At 67.4% G+C, this 16,486-nt stretch carries 18 protein-coding genes and 1 pseudogene; 10 read left to right on the top strand and 9 right to left on the bottom strand.

Annotated elements, in window-relative coordinates; translation table 11 throughout:
- Nucleotides 1-28: 28 nt before the first annotated feature.
- The 5 genes from BLS11_RS11075 to BLS11_RS11055 form a co-directional block, all read right to left on the bottom strand.
- The gene (locus BLS11_RS11075; RefSeq protein WP_092537442.1) at nt 29-529 is read right to left on the bottom strand and encodes an SHOCT domain-containing protein; all 501 of its coding nucleotides are present in this window, start codon (nt 527-529) and stop codon (nt 29-31) included.
- 199 nt (nt 530-728) lie between these two features.
- Complete coding sequence (locus tag BLS11_RS11070) at nt 729-1,127, bottom strand: TRAM domain-containing protein (RefSeq protein WP_092537440.1); 399 nt, start codon at nt 1,125-1,127, stop codon at nt 729-731.
- Between the two features lie 62 nt (nt 1,128-1,189).
- Nucleotides 1,190-1,873 (bottom strand): YkgJ family cysteine cluster protein, encoded by a 684-nt coding sequence (locus BLS11_RS11065; RefSeq protein WP_092537438.1) that lies wholly within the window; start codon nt 1,871-1,873, stop codon nt 1,190-1,192.
- 96 nt (nt 1,874-1,969) lie between these two features.
- A complete protein-coding gene (locus BLS11_RS11060; RefSeq protein WP_092537436.1) occupies nt 1,970-2,755 on the bottom strand; it encodes an MBL fold metallo-hydrolase in 786 nt (261 codons plus the stop codon).
- Nucleotides 2,756-2,908: 153 nt separating this feature from the next.
- Nucleotides 2,909-3,181: a MarR family transcriptional regulator gene (locus BLS11_RS11055; RefSeq protein WP_092537434.1), complete on the bottom strand. Its 273-nt coding sequence runs from the start codon at nt 3,179-3,181 to the stop codon at nt 2,909-2,911.
- 138 nt (nt 3,182-3,319) lie between these two features.
- On the opposite strand from BLS11_RS11055, the gene BLS11_RS11050 reads away from it, so the two are divergent.
- The 3 genes from BLS11_RS11050 (at nt 3,320) to BLS11_RS11040 (ending at nt 5,604) form a co-directional block, all read left to right on the top strand.
- Nucleotides 3,320-3,712 (top strand): PPOX class F420-dependent oxidoreductase, encoded by a 393-nt coding sequence (locus BLS11_RS11050; protein WP_092537432.1) that lies wholly within the window; start codon nt 3,320-3,322, stop codon nt 3,710-3,712.
- 158 nt (nt 3,713-3,870) lie between these two features.
- Nucleotides 3,871-4,590: a class I SAM-dependent methyltransferase gene (locus BLS11_RS11045; protein ID WP_092537430.1), complete on the top strand. Its 720-nt coding sequence runs from the start codon at nt 3,871-3,873 to the stop codon at nt 4,588-4,590.
- A gap of 111 nt (nt 4,591-4,701) precedes the next feature.
- Nucleotides 4,702-5,604, top strand: a complete 903-nt coding sequence (locus BLS11_RS11040; RefSeq protein WP_092537428.1) for a glycosyltransferase family 2 protein — start codon at nt 4,702-4,704, stop codon at nt 5,602-5,604.
- Between the two features lie 5 nt (nt 5,605-5,609).
- Here BLS11_RS11040 and BLS11_RS11035 read toward each other — a convergent pair whose 3' ends face one another.
- Complete coding sequence (locus BLS11_RS11035; protein WP_092537426.1) at nt 5,610-6,437, bottom strand: amidohydrolase family protein; 828 nt, start codon at nt 6,435-6,437, stop codon at nt 5,610-5,612.
- Nucleotides 6,438-6,579: 142 nt separating this feature from the next.
- Here BLS11_RS11035 and BLS11_RS11030 point away from each other — a divergent pair, with 142 nt between their 5' ends.
- The 3 genes from BLS11_RS11030 to BLS11_RS11020 all read left to right on the top strand — a co-directional run bounded on the left by BLS11_RS11030 (nt 6,580) and on the right by BLS11_RS11020 (nt 9,316).
- Nucleotides 6,580-6,888, top strand: coding sequence for a HalOD1 output domain-containing protein (locus BLS11_RS11030; RefSeq protein ID WP_092537424.1), 309 nt, complete (start codon nt 6,580-6,582; stop codon nt 6,886-6,888).
- Nucleotides 6,889-7,027: 139 nt separating this feature from the next.
- Nucleotides 7,028-8,587 (top strand): thermosome subunit alpha, encoded by a 1,560-nt coding sequence (gene thsA, locus BLS11_RS11025; protein WP_092537422.1) that lies wholly within the window; start codon nt 7,028-7,030, stop codon nt 8,585-8,587.
- A gap of 183 nt (nt 8,588-8,770) precedes the next feature.
- Nucleotides 8,771-9,316, top strand: a complete 546-nt coding sequence (locus BLS11_RS11020; protein ID WP_092537420.1) for a GNAT family N-acetyltransferase — start codon at nt 8,771-8,773, stop codon at nt 9,314-9,316.
- A 12-nt stretch (nt 9,317-9,328) separates the two neighbouring features.
- On the opposite strand, the gene BLS11_RS11015 is transcribed toward BLS11_RS11020, so the two are convergent.
- Together BLS11_RS11015 and BLS11_RS11010 are read right to left on the bottom strand one after the other, a co-directional pair.
- Entirely contained in the window at nt 9,329-10,096 is a 768-nt protein-coding gene (locus tag BLS11_RS11015) for an SAM hydrolase/SAM-dependent halogenase family protein (RefSeq protein ID WP_092537418.1), read from the bottom strand.
- Between the two features lie 6 nt (nt 10,097-10,102).
- Nucleotides 10,103-10,645: a nicotinamide-nucleotide adenylyltransferase gene (locus tag BLS11_RS11010; protein WP_092537416.1), complete on the bottom strand. Its 543-nt coding sequence runs from the start codon at nt 10,643-10,645 to the stop codon at nt 10,103-10,105.
- A gap of 247 nt (nt 10,646-10,892) precedes the next feature.
- Between BLS11_RS11010 and lonB the strand changes: the two genes are divergently transcribed.
- From lonB to BLS11_RS10990, 4 genes and pseudogenes are all read left to right on the top strand, one after another.
- Complete coding sequence (gene lonB / locus BLS11_RS11005) at nt 10,893-13,073, top strand: ATP-dependent protease LonB (RefSeq protein ID WP_092537414.1); 2,181 nt, start codon at nt 10,893-10,895, stop codon at nt 13,071-13,073.
- 12 nt (nt 13,074-13,085) lie between these two features.
- Nucleotides 13,086-14,069: a CPBP family intramembrane glutamic endopeptidase gene (locus BLS11_RS11000; protein ID WP_092537412.1), complete on the top strand. Its 984-nt coding sequence runs from the start codon at nt 13,086-13,088 to the stop codon at nt 14,067-14,069.
- A gap of 401 nt (nt 14,070-14,470) precedes the next feature.
- A pseudogene (locus BLS11_RS10995) lies at nt 14,471-15,544 on the top strand (sensor histidine kinase); the annotation flags it as partial.
- Between the two features lie 83 nt (nt 15,545-15,627).
- A complete protein-coding gene (locus BLS11_RS10990; RefSeq protein WP_092537410.1) occupies nt 15,628-15,957 on the top strand; it encodes a hypothetical protein in 330 nt (109 codons plus the stop codon).
- 7 nt (nt 15,958-15,964) lie between these two features.
- Here the strand turns inward: BLS11_RS10990 and BLS11_RS10985 are convergent, their stop codons facing one another.
- Nucleotides 15,965-16,417 carry an MGMT family protein gene (locus BLS11_RS10985; protein WP_092537408.1) on the bottom strand — a complete coding sequence of 151 codons (453 nt, stop codon included), beginning with the start codon at nt 16,415-16,417 and terminating at the stop codon, nt 15,965-15,967.
- Nucleotides 16,418-16,486: the final 69 nt, after the last annotated feature.

The following is a 16,486-nucleotide window of genomic DNA, read 5'->3' as shown; positions in this document are numbered from 1 at the left end:
ACGCCACCGACTCGTCCGGTCGCGAGGACTACCGGCGGGCAGACTCGACTTCGCCCCGGCGCGGCGTCCGGCCGACGCTATCGTCATCGCCGCGGCTTCCCGGTCCGACTTCGTCCGTTTCGACGAGCGTCCCGAGTCGTCTCTCGAACTCCTCGTCGCCTATCTCGCCGGCGGCGTACCGACTCTTCAGTATCTCTACGGCGTCACCAACTCCCGTCCGGTCGCTCGATGGACTCCGTTCGGTGACGTTCGACCCGCGGGTCGGTTCGGGCCGCGTCGTCCCGGAGTCGGGGGCGAGGAGGGACGCCGCGGCGACCGCCGGAAGCGTCAACGCGAGTATCCCGAACACGGCGATGAGGGTGTTGTACGCCGGACCGGACTTCACGCCCGAGATGATGGCAAGCCCCGCGTAGGCCGCGAGGGGTGCGGCGGCGGCGGCGAGGGCTGCGATTCGCCGCCGCCACCGGCGGCTATCGGGCGTGTATCTGGCGAGTGCGGTCGGCGACCTGACCGTGCGCGGAGGGCTCATACTCCGACGTTATGTCGGCAGTTCCACAAAACAGTTTCCGGTCGTTCGACCGGAGAGAGTCCGCAGATAGTCGAAGACGGTGCTGGCGTCCGCCAGTGGCCGTACCGCGCCGAGCGAAGTGATCGAGGCGCGGCTTTTTGGTCCAGATTTTTGCGCCGAGTAGGTCGCTACGCGACCTCGAGGCGGAAAAAGGTGGGTTCTAGAAGTCCTCCTCGATGACTTCGCCGACGGCGAAGTTGGACTTGACTTCCGTGACCTCGATCTTGACTCGGTCCCCGACCTGTGCGCCGGGGACGATGATGACGTAGCCCCGTTCGACGCGGGCGATGCCGTCGCCCTGCTTGCCGATATCCTCTATCTCGACGTACCGGAGTTCGCCCACCTCGACGGGCGGTTGCGGTTCGCTCGAGGTTCCGCTGGGTTCGGTCGTCTCCTCCTCTTCCGTCACTTCGCGAGAGATGAGAGCGACGCGGTACGTCTCGCCGGGTTCGACGGTGCCGGCCTCGACTTCGCGCTTCGGAACTTCGACGACGTAGCGGTCGTCCTCTGCGCGCACGTCGGTGTTGAACAGACACAGGAGTTTATCTGAGATTTCCACCGTTAGACCTCCATACTGTCGTCTCTTCGGAACGTTAAATGTGTACCGCCGCTAACACGCGGTCACTCCTCGACCGGCGACCCGTCGGGCCGTTTCGCGCCCTCCGAGTCGTGGACGACCACCTCGCCCGGCCCGGTTTCGACCGGGGAGAACTCGTCTCTGACGCCGATGGCCTCCTCTAGCTCCCGCACCGCCCGCGTCTTCAGCGCCGCGGCCAGTTCCTCGGCGTCCTCGCGGGAGATATCGCGGCCGAGGCCCTCGCACTCGTGGGCGCGGACGATTCCTTCCTCGTCCACCGCTTCGCCCATCGGTTGACTCGTCCCGCCGAGGGCGACGCTGAACGGGTACGTCCGGCAGATGAGCGGCCGGTCCTCGTGGACGCTACACGCGCCCGTCCCCGAGTCGTCCTCCTCGTAGAACGCGCAGTCGCCGCAGGCGTCCGTCTGTAGCGCCCACTCGAACGTCTCGCCTTCGAGGCCCTCCTCGCCCTCGACCAACCCGAACGGCATCGGGCGGGCCACGTCGCGGAAGTCGTACTCCGTCGCGTCGGTCAGGTCGCGAACCTCGTCGGGGAAGACGGTCGCCGTGTGGGCTTCCCTCTCGTCGCCCTCGCCGTGGCCCTTACAGCACGCGCCGCACCGGGTGCACTCGAAGCCGATGGACTCGATGGCGTCCGCGAGGGTCGAGACGTCGAGTTCCCTGGCGCGTTCGAGTTCCGCCTCCAACGTCGGTTCGCCGTCGTTCACGTCCGGTTGTCGGCGGCCCGGCGGGAAAACGGCCTCGGTTGGGCGGTTGGGTCGGTTGGGGCGGTTCGGGCAGTTGGGGCGATTCGGTCGGTTCCTTCACGCGGGGTCGACCCGTCCCGTCTCGCGGTCGTAGCGAACCCGGCGTTCGGCGGCCAACTTCTCGACGTGCGCCTCGACGGTCGCCCGCGCCAAGTCGCGCACACCCGCCAGGTCCTTCTCGTAGGCGGCGTCGAGGACGGCGTCTACGTCCGACGCGCCCGCCCGAATCGCGTCGAGGACGCGACGCTCCCGGTCGAGGCGGTGTCGAATCAGGCGTTCGCACGTCGCCCGCGGATCGTCGACGACGGGGCCGTGTCCCGGAAAGAGGGCGTCGGGGTTCCGAGCGTACAGGCGGCGCAAAGCGACGAGGTACGCGCGCACGTCGCCTTCGGGTGCGCCGACGACGACGCTGCCCTCCGCGACGACGATATCGCCGGCGACGATGCCGGCGTCCGTCTCGAAGGCGACGTGGTCCGGCGCGTGGCCGGGCACGTCGAGAACGGTCGCGGCGTCACCTCCGAGGGGGATTCGGTCCCCCTCGGCGAACGTCCGGTCCGGTTCGACGCCGGTCGCCGCGGCGAACCGGTCTTCGCGGCCGCGCCGCGCCCACACCGTCGCGCCCGTCTCCGCGGCGTAGTCGGCGACGGCACCCACGTGGTCGGGGTGGGTGTGCGTGACCGCGACGTGTTCGACCGTCGCCTCCCGAACCGCCTCGTCGAGGGCCGCGGTTCGACCCGCGGGGTCGACGAGCATGGAGCGTTCGTCGCCGAGGAGGTAGGCGTTGGTCGCGCCCGTCGGCGCGCGCGTCTCGACGGGGACGGAGAAGCGCCGGATGGAAGTCACGACTCCCCGTTCGACGCGTCGCGCGAAAATCGTGGCGGTGCGGCCGTCGGATGGTGGCTTGGTCGTTCCCGACGCGGCGGCCGCGACCGGTCGGGCGGAGGGTACAGTGAGGTGGTCTGCGAGAGCACCTCGGTGCGAGGACGGTGCGAGCGTCTACGTGTTGAGGAAGTAGACTTGCTTGCGCGCGTCCTTGAAACTGTAGCGAGAGCCGACGAGGTCGGCGTCTTCGAGACGATTCAGTGCGTAGCGGACGGTGCGGTCAGGGAGGAGAGACTCTTCGGCGAGCTGTCCCTGCGAGAGGGGCGCGTCGCTCTCGAGCACTTTGGCGACGAGCTTCGCGCTAGGGGGCAGTTCGCGGAGGCGTTCGCGGAATTCCGACTCCGAAAGGGGGTCCTCGCGAGTGGTCTCTGCGGTACTGGTGCTCATACCTATCTGAAAAGCGGACTCCTTGGTAAAGGTTGGCTACAAGTGTGACAAAACAATGCAGACACCTTATACACATTCTGCTATGTATAAGGACATCTGCCCAACTCCCTTTGGTGGCGGCGTTCGAACTCCTCGCCCGTGATTCCCGAATCCCACCGCGACATCTTCGAGAAGAAATCGTTCGCTCACTTCGCCACGGTGATGCCCGACGGGACGCCGCACGTCACGCCCGTGTGGGTGGACCACGAGGACGGCGAGTACGTTCTGATAAACAGCGCTCGGGGCCGTCAGAAGGTGAGAAACGTGGAGTCGAACCCGAAAGTCGGCGTCTCGGTCGTCGATCCCGACGACCCCTACCAGTACGTCTCGGTCCGCGGCGAGGCGACGTTGGACGAGGACGGGGCGGACGAACACATCGACGAACTCGCCCGGCGGTACATGGACGTCGACGAGTACCCGTACCGCGACGGCGACGAGGGGGCCCGCGTCATCATCCGAATCCCGACGGACACGGTCGTCACCGGCCAATAACCGGGACCGTCCGCGGCCGACGCGCCGGTTCTCGGCCGCGACGGCGACGATTCCGTTCGGCCACGCGCCGAACGCGGCCGACGGCGCCGGGGTGCATCGAATCGGGACCGACCGCATCCAGTACGGTTTTAGTCCGCGGGTGTGGACAACAGGGTAGTGTGAAAGGAAAGGAGTGGTACCAGGCCGACGACGTCGCCCAAGAGTACGACTCGAAGCGGTTCTCCCGCGGCGGGCGACTCATCGACCACCGGGAGAAGAGAGCGGTCCTCGACGCCCTCGGTCCCGTCGAGGACAAAGACGTCCTCGAAATCGCCTGCGGAACCGGCCGGTTCACCGTGATGTTGGCCGAACGGGGCGCGAACATCGTGGGACTCGACATCTCCCGCGCGATGATGACGCAGGGCCGCGAGAAAGCGCGCCGCGCGGGCGTCGAAGACCACATCGAGTTCCTCAGAGGCGACGCCGCGCGACTTCCCTTCCCCGACGACCACTTCGACGCAGTCTTCGCCATGCGCTTTTTCCACCTCGCGGACACCCCGGCGAAGTTCCTCGCGGAGATGGCGCGCGTCTCGAAGGAGGTGGTGTTCTTCGACACGTTCAACGACACGAGTGCGCGCGTGGCGTACAATTGGCTCCTGCCGATGGGGTCGCGCCTCTACGGCGACGAGGAGGTCCACGAACTGCTCGACGCCGCGGGACTCTCCCTCGCAGACGTGCGAAACGACTTCGTCCTCCCGTACGGCTTCTACCGGAAGATTCCGAACGGCGTCGCCGGCGCGTTCCGCGAGGCCGACACCTCGTTCGGCGAGACGAGTCTCGGAGAACGACTCGCCTCCGTCTCTTACTGGCGGGCCACCGTCGGCGACCGGTCGGACTGACCGACCGTCCGCGTTCGCCGGCAGTCAGGAAACTGAACGTCCGTCCGGTTCGTCTCCGCGTCGCCGCGTTCGAGCGGAGAAATTTAAGTTCCCGCGTCGCAACCGACGGGTATGGACCTCTCGGTAGTGGTCCCGACGCTCAACGGTCGGGACCGCCTCGCAACCAGCCTCGACGCGCTGGCCGAGCACGCACCCGACGCCGAGGTAATCGTGGTCAACGGTCCGTCCGCCGACGGGACCACGGGGATGGTGCGTGACCGAGACGACGTGGACGTTCTCGTCGAAATCTCGGACCGGACGCTGAACGTCGCGCGCAACGCGGGCATCCGCGCGGCGTCGGGCGACGCCGTCGCTCTCCTCCGGTACGACCTCGCCGTCGAGGAGCCGTGGTGTTCGGCCGTCGAGGAGGGGTTAGAAGACGCCGACGCCGTCACCGGACCGACGCACCAGACGCTCCGGGCCGGGATGACGACGGAGTCCTCGGAACGGGGGACGGTCTGCGGTCGCGAGGTGACGTACTTCAACGGCGGCAACGTCGCCTTCCGCGCGGACGTCCTCGACGAACTCGACGGGTTCGACGAGTATCTGGAGACCGGCGGCGCGCGCGACGCCGCGCACCGACTCGCCGGACTCGACTACGAGGTGGAGTGGCGGCCGGAGATGTGCGTCAGAACCGAGTACGAGTCAGACGGCGGCGTGGCGGAACGGGACTGGGGCTGGAAGTACCGAGCGCTCTCGTACCGCCTCGTGAAGAACTACGGCGTCCGGCCGTCCGTCGCGGCGCGGACGCTGTCGCACGCCGGACGGGACGCCCTCGCGTCGGCCAGAGACGTGGTTCGCGGCGACGCCTCGCCGACGGGGTGGGTCGGCACCGGACGGGACGTCCTCGTCGGCATGGCGACGGGGTCCTCGGACGGGCTAGTCGCCCGGCGGCGCGACCGGTCGGCGGCGCGCAACCCCCACGGCTGTTCGAAGCGGGCCGACCGGGCCGTCGCGAAGTACGACCGCCGGTAGCGCCGTCAGTCCTCGCCCGGGGCGAGTCCGGGGATGACGCGCGCCGGGTTCTTCGAGAACGCGCGACGCATCGCGTCTTCGGAGACGTCGAGCGTCAGCACCTCCATGACGCCGACGTTCGGGTGCGTCTCGGGGACGCCGCTTCCGAACAGCACGCGGTCCGGATGTTCGAGGAGGGCGCGTTCCAACACGTCGCGGTAGCGGACGAAACTCGTGTCGAGGTAGAGTTCGTCGTGAGCGTCGAGCATCTCGATGGCCTCCTTCATCAGGTCCCGGTCCAGCGGAAAGCCGCCGAACCCCGCGAAGATGACCGGAAACTCCCGTCGGAGCAACGTCTCCGCGGCGACGGCGGGCGGAAACTCCGCGCCGGCGTGCACGAGGAGGGGGAGTCCGACGTCCTCGAGTCGGTCCAACGTCTCCTCGTCGGGCAGGCCGTCCACGGCGGGCGCGAGCGTGAACCCGTAGAATCGGTCGTCGTAGGCGTACTTCTCGACGTCCTCGGGATCGACGTGCGTCTCCGCCCGCGAGGCGGTGAGGTTGCGCAGGCGCGCCGAGGTTCGGTTGCTCGGGTCGCGCGGCCCGTCGATGCGCGCGAACGCCAGAAACGGCCGGTCGACGCTCAAGCGAGCGACGGCGTTGTTCGCGCGGAGGTACCCCATCCCCTCCGGGCGACGCCCCGGCGAGACGACGGCTTTCACCACGCCCGCCTGATGCAGTTCCCGTTCTAAGCGCTCCGGCCCCACCTCTCGACCCCGGGTCGATACCGACTCCCCGTCGGGGTCGAGTCGGGCGTGGACGTCCACGACCCGAAACCCGTGTTCCAACTCCAACATGCTCTCTCGGAACCCCCACTAGTTCAAATATCTTGTAGATTGCACCACCTCGCGTCGCGGCCGCCGTTCCCCGGCGAGAGTACTTAAACGGGTTGCCGAGTCAACTGTCATCGTAACGATCGGTGGCTCCGTAGTTCTATTTATGTCAGAGTCAGAGGAACGAATCTCTCGAACCGATACGGCGGTCCGTGGAAGCGACACCGCCGTCGACGCCGCCGAGTACGACACGGTGGCGATGGCCGTCGTCGGCGCCGTCGCCGCCGCGGAGGGCGTCTCGGAAATCGCACTCCCTCCGCTCTACGACGCGGGTATCGACCCCGACGCGCTGAACGAACTGTTCGAGGGGTCGCGGACGCACGTCGAGGGCTTCTTCTCGTTCGTCTACTTCGGGTACGTCGTCACCGTCACGAGCGACGGCGGCGTGACCGTGGAGACGCACCGAACAGCCTGAGAGATCTGTTCTCCGAGCTCGACGCGAGATAACACGCCACCCGCCGCCGTCGTGCGATTACGCCGCTTCAACTGCCGAAACGCATTTATAGAACCGCAAACGTCTGGAGGGGTGAGGTTTCATAACTATGGCGACACGTATGCAGCAACCACTGTACATTCTGGCGAGCGGAAGCGACCGGACCGGCGGTCAGGCCGCGCAGGACTCCAACATCCGCGCCGGGAAGGCCGTCGCGGGCGCCGTCCGGACGACGCTCGGCCCCCGCGGGATGGACAAGATGCTCGTCGACTCCTCCGGTGACGTCGTCATCACCAACGACGGTGCGACCATCCTCGAACAGATGGACATCGAACACCCGGCGGCGCAGATGATCGTCGAAGTCGCCCGGACGCAGGAGAAGGAAGTCGGCGACGGCACCACCACCGCCGCCGTCCTCACGGGCGAACTCCTCGTCCACGCCGAGGACCTCCTCGAAGGGGACCTCCACCCCACCGTCGTCGTCGAAGGCTACACCGAGGCCGCCCGCCTCGCCCAAGCGGCCATCGACGAACAACTGCTGGCGGTCACCCTCGACGACGAACTGCTCGAACGGGTCGCCGAATCGTCGATGACCGGCAAGGGGACCGGCGACGTCACCGCCGACGTCCTCGCCGAACACGTCGTCCGGGCGGTGCGGATGGTCCACGACGACAACGAGGCGTTCGACCGCGACGACGTCCGCGTCACGACGCGCACCGGGTCGTCCTCCTCGGCGACCGAACTGGTAGAGGGCGTCGTCGTCGACAAGGAACGCGTCCACGACGACATGCCCAAGCGCGTCGAAGACGCCACCGTGGCCGTCCTCGACGTGAAACTCGACGTGCGGACGGGCGAGTTCGACACGGAGTACAGCATCACCTCCGTCGACCAACTCGACGCCGCCATCAGAGCCGAGGACGACGAACTCCGCGGCTACGCGAAGACGCTCGCCGACGCGGGCGTCGACGTCGTGTTCTGCACGAAGTCCATCTCGGACCGCGTGGCGAACCACCTCGCCGACGCCGGCATCCTCGCGTTCAAGAGCGTGAAGAAGTCCGACGCCCGAGCCATCGCCCGCGCGACGGGCGCAAAGCGCCTCGGGTCGGTGACCGACCTCGAATCGAGCGACTTCGGCCGCGCCGACGCCGTCTCGACTCGGACGTTCGGCGGCGACGAACTCACCTTCGTGGAGGGCGGCGCGGCGGCGAAGTCCGTGACGCTGTTCCTCCGCGGCGGCACCGACCACGTCGTCGACGAACTCGAACGCGCCGTCAACGACGCCGTCGACGTCGTCGTCGCCGCCGTGGACAAAGGCGGCGTCGTCCCCGGCGCGGGCGCGACCGAAATCGCCATCGCCGACCACCTCCGTTCGGAGGCGGCGGGCATCGAGGGCCGCAAGCAACTGGCCGTCGAGGCGTACGCCGACGCCGTCGAAGCCCTCCCGCGCACCCTCGCGGAGAACACCGGCATGGACCCCATCGACGCCCTCGTGGACCTCCGCGCGCGCTACGAGAGCGACGGCGTCGCCGGCATCATCTCGACCGGTCGCACCGGCGAAATCGGCGACCCCGTCGAACGCGGCGTCATCGACCCCGCCGCCGTCAAGCGCGAAGCGGTCGAGTCCGCGACGGAAGCCGCGACGATGATTCTCCGCATCGACGACGTCATCGCCGCGAAGTAAGCCGTAGACGTCGTCTCGCCTCACCTCCCTCGATTCTCTTTCGTCGCTTTCGCTTCTCTCTCGTCGCTCTCGATTCCCCTCACCGCTCCGTTCTTCCGACCGTTTCGACCGTCCGTCTCCGCTCCGACCGCCTCGACCTCTTATCACCGAGCCTTTACTTCGGAGTGCGACGAACGTCTCTCTATGATCGAGGTGACCGTCCGCGAGGCGACCGCCGACGACGTGCCCGCCGTCCGACGCATCGCCCGGCGCGGGTGGAACGCCGCATACGGCGACCTCCTCTCGCAGGAGACTATCGACGCCGCGATGGCGACGTGGTACGCGCCCGACGCGACGCGGGCGACAGTCGAAGGCGGCGACGCGGCGTACTTCGTCGCCGAACCGACGGGCGACGCCTCCGAACCCACCTCCGGAGACCGAGGGACGCCGTCGGACGTGGTCGGGTTCGCCGCGGGCGGACCGAGCGAGACGGCCGGCGTCGCGACGCTCAGCGCGATATACGTCGACCCCGACCACTGGGGCGGGGGCGTCGGCACCGCCCTGTTGGAACGAGTCGAGGAGTTCTGCCGGGAGGAGGGCTGTGAAACCCTCGAAATACGAGTTCTCTCGGAGAACCGAGTCGGGCGCTCGTTCTACCGGTCGAAGGGGTACGAGGCCGTCGAAAAGCGGGACACGAAACTGTTCGGCGAGGCGGTCCGCGAGTTCGTCTTTCGGGGCCGTCTCCGGTGAGGCGGTCGGAGTCTAAAACCGCAGGCGAACGTCGTCGCCCGGTTCGAGGCCGAACGCCTCGTCGCCGCGCCCCCGGTTTACGTCGCACTCGACGTAGCCGTGACTCCCGACGGTGACGAGTCTCTCGCCCGGGTCCACCGCGGCGTACGCCGTCTCGACGGGGGCGTCCGTCCCGTTCGCAGAGAGGGTCTCGCCGGCCCGTCCGTCGAGGAACGACCCGGGGACGTTCGTGATGGCGTTGCCGAAGTCGTCCACGACGAGGACCTCGCCGCGGGCCGAATCACCCTCGACCGTCGCCGTCGGGAACCGCAGGTCCACCGCGTCGTCCGCCGGGGTTATCGCGGGGAGCGATTCGAAGTTCTCGACGCCGGCTTCGTGGACGGCGGCGGCGGCGGGGGCGAACACGTCTCGGCCGTGGAACGTCGTCGAAGCCGGGTCCTCGTACTCGTAGACGAACCACTCGGGGTCCGCGCCCGTCTCGGCGGCGAGTCGCCGCGCGACGGGGCGGACGACGCCGTTGTCCGGGGCGACGAAGGCGTGGTCTCCGACGCGCCCGACGAGTGCGTCGCGGTCGGTGCCGACGCCGGGATCGACGACGACGAGGTGGACCGCCGGGGGGAAGTACGGAAGCGTCTCGCGCGTCCAGAACGCCGCGGCGCGGACGTCCTGTCTCGGCAGTTCGTGCGTCACGTCCACGAGGCGGGCGTCGCTCTCCCGCAGGATGACGCCCTTCATCGCCGCGGGGTACGGCGACCCGAAGTCGGATGCGAGCGTTATCATCGTCGGTTACGCGGGGTCCGGCCCCTCGTCGGTGTCGTACCCGCCGGAGTCGGTGTCGCTCACGCGTTGGATGCGCTCGATGCCGCCGATCTCGTCGATGACGCCGGCCACCGGTTCGGGGACGAGACTCCGCCAGTCCTCGCCGGATATCATCCGGTCGCGGAGTTCGGTCCCCTGCAGGACGCCCCGGTTGAACATCGGGGACTGCCGAACCTCGACGCCCGCCTCCTTGAACAACTGGATGACGAGCGGGTTGTTCGAGTACGCCACGTCGAACGCCGGAGACATGCTCTGGACGTGGCTGACCCACACGGAGTTGCGCTCTAAGTCCTCGATGGGGACGGCGTAGGTTGTGATGTCGAAGTCCACGACGGACTTCGTGACCATCATGATTCGCTCGCCCGCGGTGAACGGGTTCCGCGTCGAGTGGGAGTCGCCTGCGCTCCCGATTCCGAGGACGAGTTCGTCCACCTCGGTGGCTATCTCTTTCACCATCTGATGGTGGCCGTTGTGGTAGGGCTGAAAGCGGCCGATGTAGAACCCCCGCATGGTCCCGTGTTCCCGCGCATCGTTTATAAAGTGTACGAGTCGTAAGAAATCACCTAATCCGTTGTTAAATGGCCTGAAACGTCCGTATTGTTGGGGAGTACGCCGCTCGGACGCGGGGAGAAAGTATATCAGTTGAGCGACCCACGATTACAGTAGCGACACAGTTCTATGAGTAGCAGGCACTCGACCGGCAGAACGACTGGACGAGAGCGCCGCTCTCAGGAACTGGAAAGCGTGTTAGACTACTATGAGTAACGACACCGACACCGACGACAACCATCCGGAGGAAGGGGAGAACGTCTCCGACGGGACCCCCGACTCGTCGTCCGACGACGAGGTGTTTCCGGAGGCCGGACCTGACGACGGGGCCGACGCCGACGAGCGGAACTCGTCGAGCGGTCAGTCTTCGCCCGGCGACGCCGCGGACCGACCCCCCGCGGGCCGTCAGACGGAGTCTGACGACGCTAACAGAGGGACCATCGACGACCTCGGTAGCGACGTCGAGGTCACGGCGGACGTCGCCGACGACATCGACGAAGACGATCTTCTTGGCGGTCTGCGGATCGATTCTACCGAGGAGATTCAGGTCCCGGACAGGCTCGTCGATCAGGTTATCGGTCAGGAACACGCCCGCGACGTCGTGATAAAGGCGGCAAAGCAGCGCCGCCACGTCATGATGATCGGCTCGCCCGGTACGGGCAAGTCGATGCTCGCGAAGGCGATGGCCGAACTCCTCCCCAAAGAGGAGCTTCAGGACGTCCTCGTCTACCACAACCCCGACGACGGAAACAACCCGAAGGTACGCACCGTCCCCGCCGGCAAGGGCGAGCAGATAGTCGAGGCCCACAAGGAGGAAGCCCGCAAGCGCAACCAGATGCGGTCGTTCCTCATGTGGATAATCATCGCCATCGTCCTCGGCTACTCGCTCATCATCGCCGGGCAGATTCTGCTCGGCATCCTCGCTGCGGGTATCATCTACCTCGCGTTCCGCTACGGCTCTCGCGGCAGCGACGCGATGATTCCGAACCTCATCGTGAACAACGCCGACGAGACGGCCGCGCCCTTCGAGGACGCGACCGGCGCCCACGCGGGTGCGCTCCTCGGCGACGTCCGCCACGACCCGTTCCAGTCCGGCGGCATGGAGACGCCGAGTCACGACCGGGTCGAACCCGGCGCCATCCACAAGGCGAACAAGGGCGTGCTGTTCATCGACGAGATAAACACGCTCGACATCCGCAGCCAGCAGCACCTCATGACGGCGATTCAGGAGGGCGAGTTCTCCATCACGGGCCAGTCCGAGCGCTCCTCGGGCGCGATGGTCCAGACGGAGCCCGTCCCGACCGACTTCATCATGATCGCCGCGGGTAACCTCGACGCGATGGAGAACATGCACCCCGCGCTCCGCTCCCGCATCAAGGGGTACGGGTACGAGGTGTACATGGACGACACCATCGAGGACACCCCGGAGATGCGCCGCAAGTACGTCCGCTTCGTGGCCCAAGAGGTCGAGAAGGACGGTCGCCTGCCCGACTTCTCCGCGGAGGCCATCGAGGAGGTCATCCTCGAAGCCCGCCGCCGCGCCGGTCGGAAGGGGCACCTGACGCTCGAACTCCGCAACCTCGGCGGTCTCGTCCGCGTCTCGGGCGACATCGCCCGCGGACAGGACGCCGAGATGGTGACGCGCGACCACGTCCTGCAGGCGAAGGGTCGCAGTCGCTCCATCGAGCAACAGCTCGCGGACGACTACATCGAACGCCGCAAGGACTACGAACTGCAGGTCGCGGAGGGCTACCAAGTCGGCCGCGTCAACGGTCTCGCGGTCATGGGCGAGGACTCCGGCATCATGCTTCCCGTGATGGCGGAGGTCACGCCCTCGCAGGGGCCCGGCGAGGTCATCGCCACCGGACAGCTGAAGGAGATGGCACAGGAGGCAGTCGACAACGTCTCGGCCATCATCAAGAAGTTCTCCGACGAGAACATCTCCGAGAAGGACATCCACATCCAGTTCGTCCAAGCCGGACAGGGCGGCGTCGACGGCGACTCCGCCTCCATCACCGTCGCGACGGCGGTCATCTCGGCGCTCGAAGGCGTCGGCGTGGACCAGTCGCTCGCGATGACCGGCAGTCTGTCGGTCCGCGGCGACGTGCTCCCCGTCGGCGGCGTCACGCACAAGATAGAGGCCGCGGCGAAGACCGGGTGTGACAAGGTCATCATCCCGGCCGCGAACATGCAGGACGTGATGATCGAAGACGAGTACCGAGAGATGGTGGAGATAATCCCCGTCTCCCACATCAGCGAGGTGCTCGACATCGCTCTCGAAGGCGAACCCGAGAAGGACTCTCTCGTGGCCCGTCTCAAGAGCATCACCGGGTCGGCGCTCTCGCAGGAGAACAAGGTCTCCGGGCCGTCCAGCCCGAGTCCGCAGTAACCTAACCGGCGGATGCCCGACTGGGCGACGTTCGCGGCGTTCGCGGGCCTCGTCACGTCGGCGCTACTCTTACTCTCTCACGCCTCTCGCGGCGTTGTTTCCGACGGCGACCACGACGACCGGCGGCCGCCGTCGAACGCGCCCGGCGCGGCCCACCGGTCGGCGGAGTTGCGCGCGGACGTACGAACTAACCCCAGAGACACCGGTCCGAACGGCGAGTACGACCGTCGGTCCGACGCCGCGTACCCCTCGCCCGAACCGTCCGTCGAGGGCGGGTCGGAGGCCGACACCGAAGCAGATACCTGCGCCACCGAGGGTGCCGAGACGCCGTCCGAGGAGTTCGTCGCCGCGGACCCGCGGCGGAACCGCCCCCATCCGTCGGACGCGGACGCGACTGCGGACGCTTCTCCCTCGACGGCGCTCCTCTTGGTGAACGTGGCGGTGTCGCAGGGTTTGTTCGCTCTCCTGCTTCTCGGCGGCGCGTGGTTCTGGAACGTTCCCGCGCGGGCGTTCGGCGCGGGCGTTGAGACGCTCACGCCGTGGCACGCCCTCGTCGGCGTCGGATTCGGCGTCGTTCTCTACGCGGCGAACGAACTCGGTTCTGCGGTGGGCGAACGGTTCGGACTCGGCGACGGCGAGGAACTCCGCGAGGCACTCGCGCCGGAGACGCCCTTCGGGTGGGCCGTGCTTCTCCTCGGCGTCCTCCCGATTATCGCGGGCTTCGAGGAGTTGCTCTTTCGCGGCGCACTCGTCGGCGTCATCTCGGCGGGGTTCGACGTCTCGCCGTGGGCGATGGCCGTCGTCTCCTCCGTCGGCTTCGCCCTCGGCCACGGCGCGCAGGGGCGCATCGGCGTCGTCGTCACCGGCGTCCTCGGATTCGTCCTCGCGGCGGGGTTCGTCCTCACCGGGAGTTTGCTGGTCGTCTTCGTGGCGCACTACCTCGTGAACGCGTTGGAGTTCGTCGTCCACGAAGGGTTCGCCGAGCGAACGACGTGAGCGAGGCGAACCTCGCTGGACTCACTTCGTTCGTCCAGCGGTGGTCCCGTGAGGGAGCGAACGGGAGCAGAGAACGACGTGAGCGAGGCGGCCAACGGGGACGCCTCGGGGCAAGCGTTTATACAGCATTGGTGACACGTTTGCCTATGGGGACATCTAGCCCGGAACCGGGGGTCACGTCGGAGGAGGTTCGGCGTCTCTTCGGGGAGTTAGCGGAGCCGTCTACGCCGGTCGCCGCCGCTACCGTCGCCGAGGAGTTGGACGCGTCGCGAGGGGCCGCGCGGGACGCTCTCGAACGACTCGCCGACCGCGGCGACCTCCGCTCGACGGAGATAGCGGGCGGAATGCGCGTCTGGTGGCGGCCCGAGACCGACGAGTCCCCCGACGACTCTCGCTGCGAGGAGCGCGAGCGACGGCTGTCGAAGTACGAGGCCATCGTGGAGACGGTCGACGACGGTATCTACGTGAAGGACGACGACGGCGTTTTCACGATGGTCAACGACGCGTACGCGGACCTCACCGGGTACGACCGGGGGGAACTCGTCGGCGCGCACGCGTCGCTCGTCGTCGACGAGGACACGATAGACCGAGCGAAAGCCAGAAAGGAGGCGGCGGCGGACGAGGACGAAGCAGACCTCACGATGGAAGCGACGATTCTGACGGCGGACGGCGACCGCATCCCGGCGGAGGCGACGTTCGCGACGATAGAGACGGACGGCCGGACGGAGCAGATCGGCGTCGTTCGGGACGTCTCCGACCGAAAGGAGTACCGACGACAGCTCGAGGAGTCGAACGAGCGTTTAGAGCAGTTCGCCTACGCCGCCTCCCACGACCTGCAGGAACCCCTGCGGATGGTGTCGAGTTTCCTCCGACTGATCGAGCGCCGGTACGCCGACGAACTCGACGAGGACGGCCGGGAGTACATCGAGTTCGCCGTCGACGGCGCGGACCGCATGCGCGACATGATAGACGGCCTCCTCGAATACTCCAGAGTCGAGACGCGGGGAGACCCCTTCGAACCGGTCGCGTTGGAGGCTGTGCTCTCGGACGTCTGCGAGGACCTGCGGGTTCGAATCGAGGAGACCGACGCCGAGATCACCGCCGAGGAGTTACCCCGCGTCGGGGGCGACCCGAACCAACTCCGGCAGGTGTTCCAGAACCTGCTGGACAACGCAATCGAGTACTCGGGAGACGAACCGCCGCGGGTCGAAGTCGCCGCCGAACGCGACGGCGGGGAGTGGACGATATCGGTCCGCGACGAGGGCATCGGCATCGACCCCGCGAACGCCGACACCGTCTTCGAGGTGTTCCAGCGACTCCACGACCGGGAGAAACACCCCGGAACGGGCATCGGCTTGGCGCTCTGCGAGCGAATCGTCGAACGCCACGGCGGCGACATCTGGGTCGAGTCGGAACTCGGCGAGGGGGCGACGTTCTCCGTTACTCTCCCCGCGATAGACGGGGCCGACGGGTGAGAGAGTAACGGGTGGGGGAGTATCACATCGGCTGACGTACACGACGACGAACCTTTTACTGTCCGGACCTCCCCAGTTCCGGCATGGCAGACACTCGGCAGACGGCGATACGAGCGATTCTGGTCGGCTACCTCGCCCTCCTCATCGTGGCAATCGTCACCGGAAACCCCCTCGCGAACGTCGCCGTCAACGTCGGATTCGGCGTCGTGGCGCTCTACTTCGGCTACACCGTCTACGAGGAGCAGAGTCGCGGAATCGACCCGCGCGTCCGCCTGGCCACCGCCGGGGCGTTCGTCCTCGCGGGCCTCGCGCAGTTCGTCGCCGTCGCGACGCGGGCCCCGGAGGCGGACATCGCCTCCTCGGCGCTCTTCGTCCTCGGCTTCATCGGCTACCTCGTCATCCAACGCGTCTGAGTCGGCCTCAGGCGGACTCTATCTTCCGCAGACGGCGGGCCACGTCGGACGGTGCGCCGCCCGGCGCGTCGCGGACGCGGTGGTCCGGGATGAAAAGCGGGACCGGATTTTCGGAAAGGGCCGTTCGCACCGTCCGGCGGTCCTCCTCGTCCTCGTGGTCGAGTCCGGCGAGTTTCGCCACCCGTTCGAGCGACACCGTCTCGCCGTACGGGAGTTTTCGGACCGCGTCGAGGACGCGCCGTTGCTCCGTCGGCACGGTGAGAGCGACCGTCACGTCGTCGAAGTGGTCCGACTCGCCGCCGAGGTAGTCGAACACTCGGTCCAACAGGGGATGCTCCGTCTCGGCGTCGTCCGGCGGCGTCTCGGGGAACGAGACGTTGATGACTCGACCGCTGGCGACGCCGATCTGCACGGTTCGCCCGAGTCTCTCCGACTCGCGGGCGAAGACGCCTGCGTCCATACCCGTCGGTTCTCCGCCGTCGGCCTTGAACCTTGACGACGACGCGCAAGCCTTATGTGCAAATGAGTC

It is taken from the genome of Halopelagius longus (genome assembly GCF_900100875.1).
Taxonomy (GTDB): Archaea; Halobacteriota; Halobacteria; order Halobacteriales; family Haloferacaceae; genus Halopelagius; species Halopelagius longus.
Note: the sequence above shows the minus strand (reverse complement) of the source record. Positions and strands in the feature narration are given on the sequence as shown.

What these genes read in the sequence shown, in the direction of transcription:
- BLS11_RS11000 (WP_092537412.1), top strand. Translation starts at nt 13,086, where the DNA reads ATGCCCGACTGGGCGACGTTCGCGGCGTTCGCGGGCCTCGTCACGTCG.
- BLS11_RS11035 (WP_092537426.1), bottom strand. Translation starts at nt 6,437, where the DNA reads ATGTTGGAGTTGGAACACGGGTTTCGGGTCGTGGACGTCCACGCCCGA.
- BLS11_RS11055 (WP_092537434.1), bottom strand. Translation starts at nt 3,181, where the DNA reads ATGAGCACCAGTACCGCAGAGACCACTCGCGAGGACCCCCTTTCGGAG.
- thsA (WP_092537422.1), top strand. Translation starts at nt 7,028, where the DNA reads ATGCAGCAACCACTGTACATTCTGGCGAGCGGAAGCGACCGGACCGGC.
- BLS11_RS11040 (WP_092537428.1), top strand. Translation starts at nt 4,702, where the DNA reads ATGGACCTCTCGGTAGTGGTCCCGACGCTCAACGGTCGGGACCGCCTC.
- BLS11_RS11020 (WP_092537420.1), top strand. Translation starts at nt 8,771, where the DNA reads ATGATCGAGGTGACCGTCCGCGAGGCGACCGCCGACGACGTGCCCGCC.
- BLS11_RS11010 (WP_092537416.1), bottom strand. Translation starts at nt 10,645, where the DNA reads ATGCGGGGGTTCTACATCGGCCGCTTTCAGCCCTACCACAACGGCCAC.
- lonB (WP_092537414.1), top strand. Translation starts at nt 10,893, where the DNA reads ATGAGTAACGACACCGACACCGACGACAACCATCCGGAGGAAGGGGAG.
- BLS11_RS10985 (WP_092537408.1), bottom strand. Translation starts at nt 16,417, where the DNA reads ATGGACGCAGGCGTCTTCGCCCGCGAGTCGGAGAGACTCGGGCGAACC.
- BLS11_RS10990 (WP_092537410.1), top strand. Translation starts at nt 15,628, where the DNA reads ATGGCAGACACTCGGCAGACGGCGATACGAGCGATTCTGGTCGGCTAC.
- BLS11_RS11015 (WP_092537418.1), bottom strand. Translation starts at nt 10,096, where the DNA reads ATGATAACGCTCGCATCCGACTTCGGGTCGCCGTACCCCGCGGCGATG.
- BLS11_RS11075 (WP_092537442.1), bottom strand. Translation starts at nt 529, where the DNA reads ATGAGCCCTCCGCGCACGGTCAGGTCGCCGACCGCACTCGCCAGATAC.
- BLS11_RS11030 (WP_092537424.1), top strand. Translation starts at nt 6,580, where the DNA reads ATGTCAGAGTCAGAGGAACGAATCTCTCGAACCGATACGGCGGTCCGT.